General features: G+C 73.8%; 11 protein-coding genes. 9 read left to right on the top strand and 2 right to left on the bottom strand.

Annotated elements, in window-relative coordinates; genetic code table 11:
• Nucleotides 1-15 precede the first annotated feature (15 nt).
• Nucleotides 16-1215 (bottom strand): trans-sulfuration enzyme family protein, encoded by a 1200-nt coding sequence (locus H1226_RS17410; protein WP_258341679.1) that lies wholly within the window; start codon nt 1213-1215, stop codon nt 16-18.
• Nucleotides 1215-2531, bottom strand: coding sequence for an aminotransferase class I/II-fold pyridoxal phosphate-dependent enzyme (locus tag H1226_RS17405; RefSeq protein ID WP_258341678.1), 1317 nt, complete (start codon nt 2529-2531; stop codon nt 1215-1217). The genes H1226_RS17410 and H1226_RS17405 overlap by 1 nt, the downstream gene beginning before the upstream one ends.
• 228 nt (nt 2532-2759) lie before the next feature.
• Here H1226_RS17405 and H1226_RS17400 point away from each other — a divergent pair, with 228 nt between their 5' ends.
• The 9 genes from H1226_RS17400 (at nt 2760) to H1226_RS17360 (ending at nt 12945) form a co-directional block, all read left to right on the top strand.
• Nucleotides 2760-3794 carry a LacI family DNA-binding transcriptional regulator gene (locus H1226_RS17400; protein ID WP_224968386.1) on the top strand — a complete coding sequence of 345 codons (1035 nt, stop codon included), beginning with the start codon at nt 2760-2762 and terminating at the stop codon, nt 3792-3794.
• A 52-nt stretch (nt 3795-3846) separates the two neighbouring features.
• Nucleotides 3847-5505, top strand: coding sequence for a sodium:solute symporter family protein (locus tag H1226_RS17395; RefSeq protein WP_224968384.1), 1659 nt, complete (start codon nt 3847-3849; stop codon nt 5503-5505).
• 35 nt (nt 5506-5540) lie between these two features.
• Nucleotides 5541-5840 (top strand): hypothetical protein, encoded by a 300-nt coding sequence (locus H1226_RS17390; protein WP_258341677.1) that lies wholly within the window; start codon nt 5541-5543, stop codon nt 5838-5840.
• A 43-nt stretch (nt 5841-5883) separates the two neighbouring features.
• Nucleotides 5884-7041: a mandelate racemase/muconate lactonizing enzyme family protein gene (locus H1226_RS17385; protein WP_224960673.1), complete on the top strand. Its 1158-nt coding sequence runs from the start codon at nt 5884-5886 to the stop codon at nt 7039-7041.
• Nucleotides 7038-8081, top strand: a complete 1044-nt coding sequence (locus H1226_RS17380; RefSeq protein WP_258341676.1) for a zinc-dependent alcohol dehydrogenase — start codon at nt 7038-7040, stop codon at nt 8079-8081. The genes H1226_RS17385 and H1226_RS17380 overlap by 4 nt, the downstream gene beginning before the upstream one ends.
• 166 nt (nt 8082-8247) lie before the next feature.
• Entirely contained in the window at nt 8248-9117 is an 870-nt protein-coding gene (locus H1226_RS17375) for an SMP-30/gluconolactonase/LRE family protein (protein WP_258341675.1), read from the top strand.
• Nucleotides 9118-9255: 138 nt separating this feature from the next.
• Nucleotides 9256-10245 (top strand): LacI family DNA-binding transcriptional regulator, encoded by a 990-nt coding sequence (locus tag H1226_RS17370; protein ID WP_258341674.1) that lies wholly within the window; start codon nt 9256-9258, stop codon nt 10243-10245.
• Nucleotides 10242-11462: a D-mannonate dehydratase ManD gene (gene manD, locus H1226_RS17365; protein ID WP_258341673.1), complete on the top strand. Its 1221-nt coding sequence runs from the start codon at nt 10242-10244 to the stop codon at nt 11460-11462. The genes H1226_RS17370 and manD overlap by 4 nt, the downstream gene beginning before the upstream one ends.
• A 4-nt stretch (nt 11463-11466) precedes the next feature.
• On the top strand, nt 11467-12945 hold the full coding sequence (locus H1226_RS17360) for a mannitol dehydrogenase family protein (RefSeq protein WP_258341672.1): 1479 nt from the start codon (nt 11467-11469) through the stop codon (nt 12943-12945).
• The last annotated feature ends 45 nt before the right edge of the window (nt 12946-12990 follow it).

Raw genomic sequence — 12990 nt, 5'->3', positions numbered from 1 at the left:
CGTCCTCCTCGGAGGTCAGGCCGGCAGCGCGGCGTCGAGCGCGCCGCGCAGATCGGCGATGAGGTCGTCGGCGTCCTCCAGCCCGACCGCGAGCCGCAGGTGGCCGTAGCGCTGGAACTGCTCGGGGTAGTGCTCGTCGCCGCCGCGCGCCCCAGCCGCGACGTGCACGATCAGCGACTCGTCGTGCCCCAGCGACACCGCCGAGGTGATCACCCGCAGCGCGGCCGTGAACCGGTTCTGCACCGCCGGATCGCCGTCCAGCGCGAACGCCAGCACCGCCCCGCAGCCGCGGCCGCCGAACTGCCGCGCCGCGAGTTCGTGCTGCGGGTGCCCGGGCAGCCCGGGGTAGGCGACGAACGCGATCCGCGGTTCGGCGTCCAGGAATTCGGCGATGCGCTGCGCGTTCGCCAGGTGCTGGCGCAGCCGCAGCGGCAACGTCACCGACCCCCGCATGATCAGCCAGGCGTTGAACGGGGCGAGCACGCCGCCGACGTCGACACCCGCGTCCGCCCGGATCCGCGCGACGAGTTCGCGGGAACCGATGACCGCGCCGCCCATGGCGTCGCCGTGCCCGTTGATGAACTTCGTCAGCGAGTGCACCACCAGGTCCGCCCCGTCGGCGAGCGGCCGGTACAGCGGCGGCGGGGTGAACGTGCCGTCCACGCTCAGCAGCGCCCCCGCCGCGTGCGCGATCTCGGCGACCGCGGCGATGTCGGTGACCGCGGTCGTCGGGTTGGCGATGGTCTCCACGTGCACGAGCCGGGTCGTGGGGCGCACCGCCGCGCGCACCGCGTCCAGGTCGGTGGTGTCGACGAACGTGGCCGCGATGCCGTAGCGGCTCGGCAGCAGCTCCGCGAACAACCGCCACACCGCCTCGTAGGTCACCGCCGAGACGACCACGTGGTCGCCCGCGCGCAGGTGCGTGAAGAACACGGCGTGCAGCGCGGCGACCCCGCTGGCGAACACCAGCGCCGACTCGCCGCCGTCCATCGCGGCCAGCTTCGCCTCCAGCGCGTGCTGGTTGACGTTGCCGTTGCGGGCGTAGATCCGGGTGTTCGGGTCCGACCAGGACAGCTGCGACGGGTCCTCCGGCAGCAGGTAGGAGTTGGCCAGCACCAGCGGGGTGCGCAGCGCCCCCGAGGCGTCGGTGGCGTTGCCGCCGTGCACGGCCCACGTCGCGTCGGAGACGGTGGCCGGATCGTGCTTGTCGGGCATCAGCTTCCCTTCGTCGTGCGCAGCAGCGCGCCGAGGTCGGCGGCGAACTCCGCCGCCCGCCGCGGGGTGATCGTCGAGGAGGTCACCCGCAGCGCCCCCGCACCGCGCCCGGTGACCGCGAACCCGGAGCCGCCGCGCACCGCCCAGCCGCGCGCGGCGAGCTCCCGGACGAGCCGTTCTTCCCGCCGCCCCACCGGGATCCAGGCGTTGAGCCCGTCCCCGGCGGGCAGCGCCACGCCCTGCTCGGCGAGCGCACCGGTCAACGAGCTCAGCCGCTGCGCGTACCGGTCGCGGGCGCGGCGCAGCAGCCGCGCGGTCCCCGGGTCGTGCAACAGCGCCGACACCAGGTGCTGCAGCACGTGGCTCACCCAGCCCGCCGAGGAGCTCAACCGGGTGCTCAGCCGCGCGGCGCTGCCCGGGTCGCACAGCACGAACGCGAGCCGCAGGTCCGGGCCGAGGAACTTCGACACCGACCGCACCAGCGCCCAGCGCGGCGCGTCCGCCGGCGTGATGCGGTGGTAGGCGCGGGCGGAGATCGCGGAGAAGTGGTCGTCCTCGACGACCAGCACCTCCGGCCGCCGGGACAGCAGCGCGCGCAGTTCCGCGGTGCGTCCGGCGGTGATCGCGGCGCCGGTCGGGTTGTGCGCGCGGGGCGTGCACACCACCGCCCGCGCGCCCGCGTCCAGCGCGCGGGCCAGCCCGTCGGGGGTCATGCCGTCCGCGTCCACCGGAACCGGCGTGCTGCGGAACCCGTTGAGCCGCATGGTGCCGACGCCGGCCAGGAAGCACGGGTCCTCTACCGCGACCGCGTCCCCGCGGGTGAGGTGTGCGCCGAGCAACCGTTCCACCGCGTCCACCGCGCCGTGCGCGAGGACCAGGTCGTGCGGGACGTCCCCGACGTCCGGGGCGAGTTCCGATTCCGCCCACGCCGCGAGGGATTCGTCGACCGGCGCGCTCCCGTACAGCACCGGCGGGCGGCCGGCTCCGAACGCGGTGCGCAGGTCGGGCAGCAACGTGGGGTCCGGGTTGCCGTCGGCGAGGTTCACCAGTTCCCCCGCGGCACCGCGGCCTTCGCCGTCCACCGCGGGCAGGCCGCGCACGACCGTGCCGCCGCGCCGCCGGGTCTCCACGATCCCGGCGGCGGCGAGCTGCGCGTAGGCCGCCGCCGCGGTGTTGCGGTTGACGCCCAGTTCGGCGGCGAGCTCCCGGATCGGCGGCAGCGCGCTGCCCGCGACCAGCGCCCCGGTGGCGATCAGCCCGCGGACCGAGTCGGCGATCTCGGCGGCGGTGGTGCCGCGCACGGGTCCTCCCGACATGTCATCGACCGTAAATGTCCTAGGACAAAAATGGAAGGTCAGGTGGTGTTCGGCACTCCGGGGGAGGGATCGGAGCGGTGCGGATCCGGTCGGACCTGCCGCGGCGGCCATCCACCGCAGCGTCGTCGCGGCGGGCGGAGCAATTCCGCCCCGGGCACCTTGACCACCCCGGTGTTAGCGCTAACACTGGCGGCTCGATCACGGCTGGCGGAGGAGCGGGTGCGGGCGATGAGCGGCGAAACCGGTGGTCCGGCGGTCGGTGCGCCCGGCCAGCGGGCCTCCCTGGGCGACGTGGCCCGGCTCGCCGGGGTCTCGCAGATGACCGTCTCCCGCGTCGTCAACGGCACCGGTCCGGTGCGGGCCGAGACGCGGCGCCGCGTGCTCGACGCGGTGGAACACCTCGGCTACCGGCCCAACCCGCACGCCAGGGGACTGGCCACCGGGCGGTCCCGGGTGCTGGGCGTGGTGGCGCTCGACTCGGTGCTGCACGGACCCGCCAGCACCCTGTTCGGCATCGAGAACGCCGCCCGCGAAGCCGGGTTCGCGGTGTCGGTGGCCAGCGTCCGCGAGCCGGGCCGCGCCCGCGTCGGCGAAGCCGTCGACGCGCTGCGCGGGCAGGGCGTCGCCGGGATCGTCGTCATCGCGCCGCACGCCGAAACCGGGCGCTCCCTGGACGAACTGCCCGGCGACGTGCCGGTCGTCGCCGTCGCCGACACCGACCAGGCGCCCGTGCCGGTCGTGGCCGTGGACCAGCGCGACGGCGGCCGCCGCGCCACCGAACACCTGCTCTCCCTCGGCCACGACGAGATCTGGCACCTCTCCGGGCCCTGCGGCTGGTTCGAGACCGAAGCCCGCGAACAGGCGTGGCGGGACGCGCTCGCCGCGCACGGCGGCACCGCGCCACCGGTGCTGCGCGGCGACTGGAGCCCGCGCTCCGGCTACGAGGCCGGGCTGGAACTGCTGCGGCACCCGACGGCCTCGGCCGTGTTCGCCGCCAACGACCAGATGGCGCTCGGCCTGCTGCGCGCGCTGTCCGAAGGCGGCCGATCGGTGCCCGGCGACGTGCGGGTGGTGGGCTTCGACGACGTGCCCGAAGCCGCCTACTACTCACCACCGCTGACCACCGTGCGCCAGGACTTCCTCGCGCTGGGGCGCAAGACCTTCGACCAGCTGCTGCGGCTCGTCGAAGGGGAGGACGTACCGGACCGGGCGATCGTGCGCGCCGAACTCGTCGTGCGCGAGAGCACCGGCCCCATGCGGTGACCTGCCCGGCCACCGGATCGACTTCGACGACGAAGACGAGGGGACGAGGACCATGATCAGCGCCGATGGCCTGCGGCTGTCCATGAACTGGATGGACAACCTCATCCTGATCGTCTACTTCGCGGTGGTGCTCGGCATCGCGCTCGCCGCGCGGCGCAGCGTCCGCAACAGCCTGGACTTCTTCCTCTCCGGCCGATCGCTGCCGGCCTGGGTGACCGGGCTGGCGTTCGTGTCCGCGAACCTCGGTGCCACCGAGATCCTCGGCATGGCCGCCAACGGCGCGCAGTACGGCGCCTACACCATCCACTGGTACCTGATCGGCGCGATCCCGGCGATGGTGTTCCTCGGCCTGGTGATGATGCCGTTCTACTACAACTCGAAGGTGCGCAGCGTCCCCGAGTTCCTGCTGCTGCGGTTCAGCAGCTCCTCGCACCTGCTCAGCGCCGCGCTGTTCGCCATCGCCTCGGTGCTGATCGCGGGGGTAAACCTGTTCGCGCTGGCCATCGTGCTGCGCGCCCTGCTGGGCTGGCCGCTGCCGCTGTCCATCGGGCTCGCCGGCGTGTTCGTGCTCGCCTACATCATCATCGGCGGGCTGTCCTCGGCGATCTACAACGAAGTGCTGCAGTTCTTCGTGATCGTCGCCGCGCTGGTGCCGCTGACCGTGCTCGGGCTCGCCCGCGTCGGCGGCGTCGACGGCTTCATCGACCGCGTCTTCGCCGGGCCGGGGCCGGAATTCCTCACCGCGTGGGGCGGAACCGGCTTCGGGCAGGAGAACCCGCTCGGCGCGAACTGGCTCACCATCACCCTCGGGCTCGGGTTCGCGGTGTCCTTCGGGTACTGGACGACGAACTTCGCGGAGGTGCAGCGCTCGCTGTCCGCCCGGAACCTCTCCGCGGCGCGGCGCACCCCGCTGATCGCGGCGTTCCCGAAGATGTTCATCCCGCTGATCGTGGTGCTGCCCGGCATCATCGCGCTGCTGGTGTACCCGCAGATCGGGCAGGGCGCCTACGACTACAACGACGCGATCCCGCTGCTGATGCGGGATCTGCTGCCGAACGGGGTGCTCGGGCTCGCCGTCACCGGGCTGATGGCCTCGTTCATGGCGGGCATGGCCGCGAACGTCTCCAGCTTCAACACCGTGTTCACCACCGACATCTGGCGGCCCTACCTGAAACCGGGGATGCCCGACGAGCACTACCTGCGGGTGGGCCGGGTGATCACCGCGGTCGGGGTGCTGGCCGGGATGGGCACCGCGTTCATCGCGGCCTCGTTCAGCAACATCATGAACTACCTGCAAACCCTGTTCAGCTTCTTCAACGTGCCGCTGTTCGCCACGTTCATCCTGGCGCTGTTCTGGAAGCGGATGACCGCGAAGGCCGGGTTCTGGGGGCTGCTGGCGGGAACGGTGGCGCCGATCAGCTTCTACGTCGCCTACAAGACCGGGGTGGTGCCGATCAGCACCGACCAGGGCGCCAACATGATCTCCTCGATGATCGCGTTCACGGTGGACGTCGCGGTGAGCGTGCCGGTGGCGCTGGCCACCGCGCCGAAACCGGACCACGAGCTGCGCGGCCTGGTCTACTCCCGCGCCGCGGCCGCCGACGCCGGTGAGGTGCTGCCCGGCGACTCCGCCTGGTACCGCCGCCCGGCGCTGCTCGGCTGGGGCGCGATCGTGCTCGCCGCGCTGTGCTACCTGCCGTTCTCGTTCTGAGTTCTCCCCTGATGTGCAACGGAAAGGAGGCCGCCATGACCGAACCGGAACCGCACGGCACGCCCGACGAGCACGCCGCCGACGTGGCGGAGCTGGAGCGCGGATCCGGCACCGCGGCCCGGCTGTTCGACGTGCGCAGCGTGATCGGCGGGCTGTTCGTCTTCTACGGACTGCTCATCGGCGGGGCCGGGCTGTTCGCCGGTGAAGCCGCGATCGCCAAGGCGCAGGGCATCAACATCAACCTGTGGACCGGGGCGTCGATGCTGCTCGTCGGGGCGTTCTTCCTGCTGTGGCAGCGGATCCGCCCGTTGCGCCACGAACCTCCCGCGGAATGAGCGGGTTCCTCCCGGGCCGCGAACGGATCGGAGAAGACGACGGATGAAGATCAGCCACCTGGACACCTTCGTGCTCGGCACCCCGTGGCGCGACCTCACCTACGTGCGGGTGCACACCGACGACGGGCTCGTCGGCGTCGGCGAGACCCGGATGCTCGGGCACACCCAGGCGCTGCTCGGCTACCTGCGCGAAGCCGAACCGCGCCACCTCGTCGGCACCGACCCGTTCGACCTGGAATCGCTGGTGTGGCGGATGAAGCACGGCGACTACGGGCGGGCGGGCGAGATCGCCATGTCCGGCATCGCCTGCGTCGAGATGGCCTGCTGGGACATCATCGGCAAAGCGCTCGGCCAGCCGGTGTGGCGGCTGCTCGGCGGCAAAGTGCGGGACCGGATCAAGGCCTACGCCAACGGCTGGTACACCGTGGAGCGGACGCCCGAGGAATTCCACGCCGCGGCGCGGGAAGTCGTCGACCGCGGGTACCGCGCGCTCAAGTTCGACCCGTTCGGTCCCGGCCGCTGGGAGCTGGAGGCCGACGAACGCCGCCGCTCGGTGTCGCTCGTCGAAGCCGTCCGCGACGCCGTCGGGCCCGACGTGGAACTGCTCGTCGAGATGCACGGCCGGTTCACCCCCGCCGAAGCCGTCCGCATCGCCGGGGAACTCGTGCCGTACTCGCCCAGCTGGATCGAGGAGCCCGTGCCACCGGAGAACTTCGCCGCACTGTCCACAGTGGCCGAGAAGGTCGACGTGCCGGTCGCCACCGGGGAACGCGTGCACGACCGCATCGAGTACCGCGAGCTGTTCGAGCGGCGCGCCGCGGACATCATCCAGCCCGACATCGGGCACCTCGGCGGCATCCAGGAGACCCGCAAGCTCGCCGCCACCGCCGAGACCCACTACGTGCTCGTGGCCCCGCACAACGTCGGCGGACCGGTGCTCACCGCCGCGAACCTGCACCTCGCCGCGGCCACCACCAACTTCAAGATCCAGGAGCACTTCAACGACTTCGCCGACCGGCACGTGCAGCAGGCCGCGCCCGGGCTGCCCGAGGTCGTGGACGGGTACTTCGCGCTGCCCACCGCGCCCGGGCTCGGCGTCGAGCTCGACGTGGACTTCGTGCGCGAGCACCCGCCGGAGAGCGCGCACTTCGACCTCTACGCCCAGGACTGGCAGTTCCGCGGCACCGGGAGCGGCCGGTGACCGCGCGCGCCGTCGTCATCGACCGGCCCGGCGAACTCCGCGTCGCCGCCGCCGATCCCGTCGAACCCGGGCCGGGCGAAGCGCTGGTCCGCATCGCCTGGAGCGGCATCTGCGGCTCCGACCGGGAACTGTTCACCGGCGGGCGACCCGACGGGTTCGTCCGCTACCCGGTGGTGCCCGGGCACGAGTGGTCCGGCACCGTGCTCGCCGTCGGACCGGACGTTCCCGCCGACTACCTCGGGCACCACGTCGTCGGCGAGGGGTTCCGCGGCTGCCAGTCCTGCGACGCGTGCCGGCGCGGCGAGAACAACCTGTGCAGCACCGGGTACGCCGAAACCGGGTTCACCTCGCCCGGCGCCTGGTGCGACCACCTGCTGCTGCCCGCGCGGCTGCTGCACGTGCTGCCACCCGAAGCCGACCTGCGGGCCGCGGCCGTGCTCGAACCCGCCGCTTGCGTCGGCGAGGCGTGCCTGCGGCTCGGCGGTGTCGCCGGGGAGCGGGTCGCCGTCGTCGGCGGCGGCAGCCTCGGCTTGCTCGGCGCGCAGCTGCTCGGCGCCACCGGGCCCGCCGAACTCGTCGTGGTCGAACCCCGCGCCGGGCGGGAGGAGCTCGCCGAGGCGTGCGGGGCCACCGCGGTGCTCACCCCGCTCGAAGCGGTACGTCGCTGCGGGCGGTTCGACGCGGTGCTGGAGACCGCGGGAACACCGGGCGCCGCCCACCTGGCGACCCGGCTGGCCCGCCGCGGCGGGCGGGTCGCGCTCACCGGGCTGCCACCGGAATCGGACTCGCTGGTGACCGCGCGGCTCGTCTCCGCGCAGCTCACCCTGCACACCGTGTTCGGCGCGCCGTCGCGGGCCTGGACGCACGTGGTGCGGCTGTTCACCGCCGGGGTGCTGGATCCGGGACGGATCATCACCCACGAGTTCGACCTGGCCGACGCCGCGACCGCCCTGGATCTGCTCACCGACTCCGGCTCACAGGTGGGCAAGATCCTCCTGACCCCCGGGTCGGGGAGTGAACGGACCGTTCGTCCGATCTAGTTGGTCGAACGGTCCGTTCACTCGCGAGGTGGGTGGGATCGGTCGGGGAGCGGGGCCGATCCACGTGGGCGGACGGGCCGTGCACCCGGCGCCGGGGCGTGGAAGTGGGCGGGCCGCCTGTCCGGCGGTGGTGGCGAACGGTCGTTCGCTTCGGAGTGGAGGTGCGATGGGCGGGGTCGAGCGGTTCCGGGCCGAGCAGGTGACCGGTGCGTGCGCGGAGCACGGGGAAGGGCCGGTGTGGCACGACGGCTGGCCGGGGCTGCGGTGGGTGGACATGCTCGCCGGCGACGTGCTCACCCTGCTGCCGGGCGGTGCGGTGCGGCGCTCGCACGTGGGGTCGGTCGCGGCGGCGTTGCGGCCGAAGGCGGGCGGTGGCGCGGTGCTGGCGGTGGAGCGCGGGTTCGCGTTCGCCGACGACGAGCTCACCGAGGTCCGGCCGATGAGTCCGCTGTGGACGGACCCGGGCGTGCGGATGAACGAGGGCGGGTGCGACCCGGACGGCCGCTTCTACTGCGGCTCGATGGCCTACGACGCGAGGCCGGGCGCGGGCGCGCTGCACCGGCTGGACGGCGCCGGGAACGTCGAGGTGGTGCTGGCCGGGGTGACGATCTCGAACGGCCTGGCGTGGAGCCCGGACGGCACGACCGCCTACTACGCGGACACCCCGACGCAGCGGGTGGACGCCTTCGACTACCGCGGCGGCGAGCTCACCCGCCGGCGCGAGCTGGTGCGGATCGCCCCGGAGTTCGGTGCGCCGGACGGGCTGACCGTGGACGCGGCGGGTTGCCCGTGGGTGGCGCTGTGGGGCGGGGGAGCGGTGCACCGCTACTCGCCGGAGGGCGCGCTGCTGGCGGTGGTGGAGCTGCCGGTCCCGCGCGTCACCGCCTGCACCTTCGGCGGCCCGGACCTCGCGGACCTGTACATCACGACGTCCCGGCAGGAGGTGGACCTGCGCGCGTACCCGGAGTCGGGGGCGCTGTTCGTGGTCCGCGGCGCGGGACGCGGCCTCCCGGCGGCGCCGTACGTGTCCACATAGGACTACAACGCGTGCCCGGCCGGTCACCGGGATCGCCCGGCAAGCTCTCGGCAACTCGTTGACAACCTTGCGCAAGATGCCGTTCGATGGCTCGCACCCGCACCGATCACCGGCGACGTGCGGCGGCGAGGAGGAGACGTGGCGGCAACGCTCACCGAGGTCGCGAAGCACGCGGAGGTGGCCCTGTCCACCGCCTCCCGCGCGTTCAGCGAACCCGGCAGGCTCGGCGCGGACACCCTGCGCAAGGTGCTGGCCGCCGCCCAGGAACTCGGCTACGACCCGGGCCGCACCCGCCACCCCGCGCCCCCGCGGGGCGGCACCGTCGCCGTCGTCGTGCCGGACATCGCGAACCCGGTGTTCGGCGCCTTCGTGAAGGCCGCCCAGGCCGAGGGATGGCACCGGTCGCAGACGGTGCTGCTCGCCGACACCGCGTTCGACCCGGACCGGGAGCGCGACGTGCTCGCCCACCTGCGGGGCCGCGCGGACGGGATCGTGGTGTGCTCGCCGCGGCTGGACGCGGCGGAACTGCTGGCGCTGTGCGGGCGGACCCCGGCGGTGCTGGTGAACCGGGCGGCGACCGGGGTCGACTGCGTGCTCTCCGACGCCACCGACGGGCTGCGGCAGGCGGTGGACTACCTGACCGCGCTGGGCCACCGCCACCTCGCCTACGTGCAGGGTTCGGCGCGGTCCTGGTCGAACGCGCACCGCCTCGGCATCGTCACCGCGCTCGCCGAGCAGGCGGGCGCGCGGCTGGACGTGCTGGGCCACCAGGCGGAGACGGTGGCGGGCGGGACCGCCGCGGCGGCGGGGGTGCTCGCGGCGGGGGCGACCGCGGTGATCGCGCACAACGACCTGGTGGCGCTCGGCGTCGTCTCCGGCGCCCGCGTGCTGGGCGTGCACGCCCCGGACGGGCTCAGCGTGGTCGGCTTCGACGACATCCCGCTCGCCGAGATCACCCACCCGGCCCTGACCAGCATCGCCGCCCCGATCGAGCGCGCCGGGGCGGTGAGCCTGGAGCTGCTGGGCCGCGCCGTCGCCGGGCAGCGGACCCTGCCGCGCACCCTGCGCCTGCCCACCCAGCTCGTGGTGCGCGGCACCACGGGTCCCGTCCGCGAGGAGACAGCATGAGCCGGGACCGCATCGTCGCCGCCGAAGTGCTGCTCACCAGCCCGGGCCGCAACTTCACCACCCTCAAGATCACCACCGCGGACGGCGTGGTCGGCTGGGGCGACGCCACGCTCAACGGCCGCGAGCTGGCCGTCGCCGCCTACCTGCGGGACCACGTGGCGCCGCTGCTGATCGGCCGGGACCCGGCGCGCGTCGAGGACACCTGGCAGTACCTGTACCGCGGCGCGTACTGGCGGCGCGGCCCGGTCACGATGACCGCGATCGGCGCGGTGGACCTGGCGCTGTGGGACGTCAAGGGCAAGACCGCGGGGCTGCCGGTGTACCAGCTGCTGGGCGGCGCCGTCCGCGACCGGGTGCTGACCTACACCCACGCCACCGGCTGGGACGTGCCGGAACTGCTGGACTCGGTGGACGCGCGCCGCGCGGAGGGATTCCTGGCGGTGCGGGCGCAGTCCGGGGTGCCGGGGCTCGACACCGTCTACGGGGTGCACCGCGGCGGCAGCGGTTACGAGCCCGCCGGTCGCGGTGCCGCCCCGGCCGAGGAGGTGTGGGACACCGCCGCCTACCTGCGGCACGCCCCGCGGGTGCTGTCCGCGGTGCGCGAGCACGTCGGCCCGGAGCTGCACCTGCTGCACGACGCCCACCACCGGCTCACCCCGGGCGAGGCGGCGCGGCTGGGGCGGGCGCTGGAACCGGTGGACCTGTTCTGGCTGGAGGACGTCACCCCGGCCGAGAACCAGGAGGTGCTGCGCCGCGTCCGCGCGCACACCACGGCGCCGCTGGCGATCGGCGAGGTGTTCAACACCGTCTGGGAGTGCCAGTCGCTGATCACCGAGCAGCTCATCGACTTCGTGCGCACCTGCGTCACCCACGCCGGCGGCATCACGCACCTGCGGCGCATCGCGGCGCTCGCCGAGCTCTGGCAGGTGCGGCTCGGACCGCACGGGCCGTCCGACGTGTCGCCGGTGGCGCTGGCCGCCTCGCTGCACGTCGGGATGAGCACCCCGAACTTCGCGATCCAGGAGTACATGGGCTACGCCGAGCGGGTGCACGAGGTGTTCCCGCACGCCTGGAGCTACGCCGACGGCCACCTGCACCCCGGCGAGGAACCGGGCCTGGGCGTCACCGTCGACGAGGCCGCCGCCGCGAAGTTCCCGTACGAACCCGCCTACCTGCCCGTCGCGCGCCGCCGCGACGGTTCGATGACGGATTGGTGAGCAGATGACCACGCCCCGGCTCGGCGCCGCCACGGCCCCCGCGCACGCCCTGCTGCGCCCGGCTCCGCCGGAACGCACCGGCATCGTCCACTTGGGACTGGGCAACTTCCACCGCGCGCACCAGGCCGTGCACACCGCCCGAGCGCTCGCGCACACCGACGGGCCGTGGGGAATCCTCGGCGTGGCGGGGAATTCCACCTCCGTGGCCACCGCGATGCGGGAGCAGGAGCTGCGCTACGCCGTGCTCGAATCCTCGCCCGCGGGCAGCACCGCCACCGTTCCCGGCGTGCACACCGGCGCGCTCGTCGCCGCGCACGAGCCGGAGGCGGTGCTCGACGCGATCGCCGCCCCCGACACGCGGATCGTGACGATCACCGTCACCGAGCGCGGCTACACCTACTCCCCGCGCACCCGCTCGCTGGACCTGGATTCCGAGCTGGTGCGCGCCGACCTGCGCGGCGATGCGCCGCCGCGGACCACCACCGGCCGGATCGTGCGCGGCCTGCAACGCCGGATGCGCGCCGGGTCCGGGCCGATCACCGTGCTCAGCTGCGACAACCTCGGCGGCAACGGGCGGCAGACCGCGCGGCTGGTGCGGGAGTTCACCGCCGAACTGCCCGCGCCCGAGCGCGAGGAGCTGCAGCGCTGGACGGACGCCTCGGTGACCTTCCCGAACAGCATGGTGGACCGCATCGTGCCCGCGACCACCGACGCGCACCGCGCCGAGGTGCGGGAGCTGCTCGGGGTGCGCGACGCGGTGCCGGTGCCCGCCGAACCGTTCAGCATGTGGGTGCTGGAGGACGACTTCGCCGCTGGCCGTCCCGCGTGGGAGCGTTCCGGCGTGCTGTTCGCCGACGACGTCGAGGCCTACGAGCTGCTGAAGTTGCGGCTGCTCAACGGAACCCACTCGCTGATCGCCTACCTGGGCGCGCTCGACGGCTGCGACACGATCCCGGAGGCGATCGCCCGCCCGTTCATCGCCGAGGCCGCCGACCGGGCGCTGCGCGCGGACTACCTGCCGACGCTGGCGGTGCCCGCCGCCGTCGACGCCGAGGACTACATCGCGAGCCTCTTCCAGCGCTGGGCGAACTCGGCGCTGGGCCACCGCACCCGCCAGGTCGGCTCGGACGGTTCGGTCAAGCTCGCCCAGCGGGTGCCGGATCCGGCGCTGGCGCACCTGCGCGCCGGCCGGATGCCGCAGCAGCTGGCGTTGACCGTCGCCGCCTACCTGCGCTGCCTCGGCGGCGGGGCCGACGCGGGTCCGCACGCGGCGGCGATGTCCGACCCGGCGCGCGAGTCCATCGTGGACTCGATGCGGCGCGGCGCGTCGTCGGAGTCCACTGTGGACGAGGTGCTCGGACGCGGGCTGCTCGGCCCGGAACTCGCCGGGCACGCCGACTTCACCGCCCGCGTCGCCGAACTGCTCGACCTCCTCGTCCGGCACGGACCGAAGGCCGCCGCCGCGGCGGCCTGCGCCGGCTGAACTCCGACCCGCCCGTCGCACCGCACGCGACCTGATCCATCCGAG

Origin of the sequence: Saccharopolyspora gregorii (genome assembly GCF_024734405.1) — a bacterium.
GTDB lineage: Bacteria > Actinomycetota > Actinomycetes > Mycobacteriales > Pseudonocardiaceae > Saccharopolyspora_C > Saccharopolyspora_C gregorii.
This window is presented reverse-complemented; position numbering and strand designations above follow the sequence as displayed.

Excerpts from the sequence above, each read along its gene's own strand:
- H1226_RS17410 (WP_258341679.1), bottom strand. The coding sequence starts at position 1,215 with ATGCCCGACAAGCACGATCCGGCCACCGTCTCCGACGCGACGTGGGCC.
- H1226_RS17405 (WP_258341678.1), bottom strand. The coding sequence starts at position 2,531 with ATGTCGGGAGGACCCGTGCGCGGCACCACCGCCGCCGAGATCGCCGAC.
- H1226_RS17400 (WP_224968386.1), top strand. The coding sequence starts at position 2,760 with ATGAGCGGCGAAACCGGTGGTCCGGCGGTCGGTGCGCCCGGCCAGCGG.
- H1226_RS17395 (WP_224968384.1), top strand. The coding sequence starts at position 3,847 with ATGATCAGCGCCGATGGCCTGCGGCTGTCCATGAACTGGATGGACAAC.
- H1226_RS17390 (WP_258341677.1), top strand. The coding sequence starts at position 5,541 with ATGACCGAACCGGAACCGCACGGCACGCCCGACGAGCACGCCGCCGAC.
- H1226_RS17385 (WP_224960673.1), top strand. The coding sequence starts at position 5,884 with ATGAAGATCAGCCACCTGGACACCTTCGTGCTCGGCACCCCGTGGCGC.
- H1226_RS17375 (WP_258341675.1), top strand. The coding sequence starts at position 8,248 with ATGGGCGGGGTCGAGCGGTTCCGGGCCGAGCAGGTGACCGGTGCGTGC.
- manD (WP_258341673.1), top strand. The coding sequence starts at position 10,242 with ATGAGCCGGGACCGCATCGTCGCCGCCGAAGTGCTGCTCACCAGCCCG.
- H1226_RS17360 (WP_258341672.1), top strand. The coding sequence starts at position 11,467 with ATGACCACGCCCCGGCTCGGCGCCGCCACGGCCCCCGCGCACGCCCTG.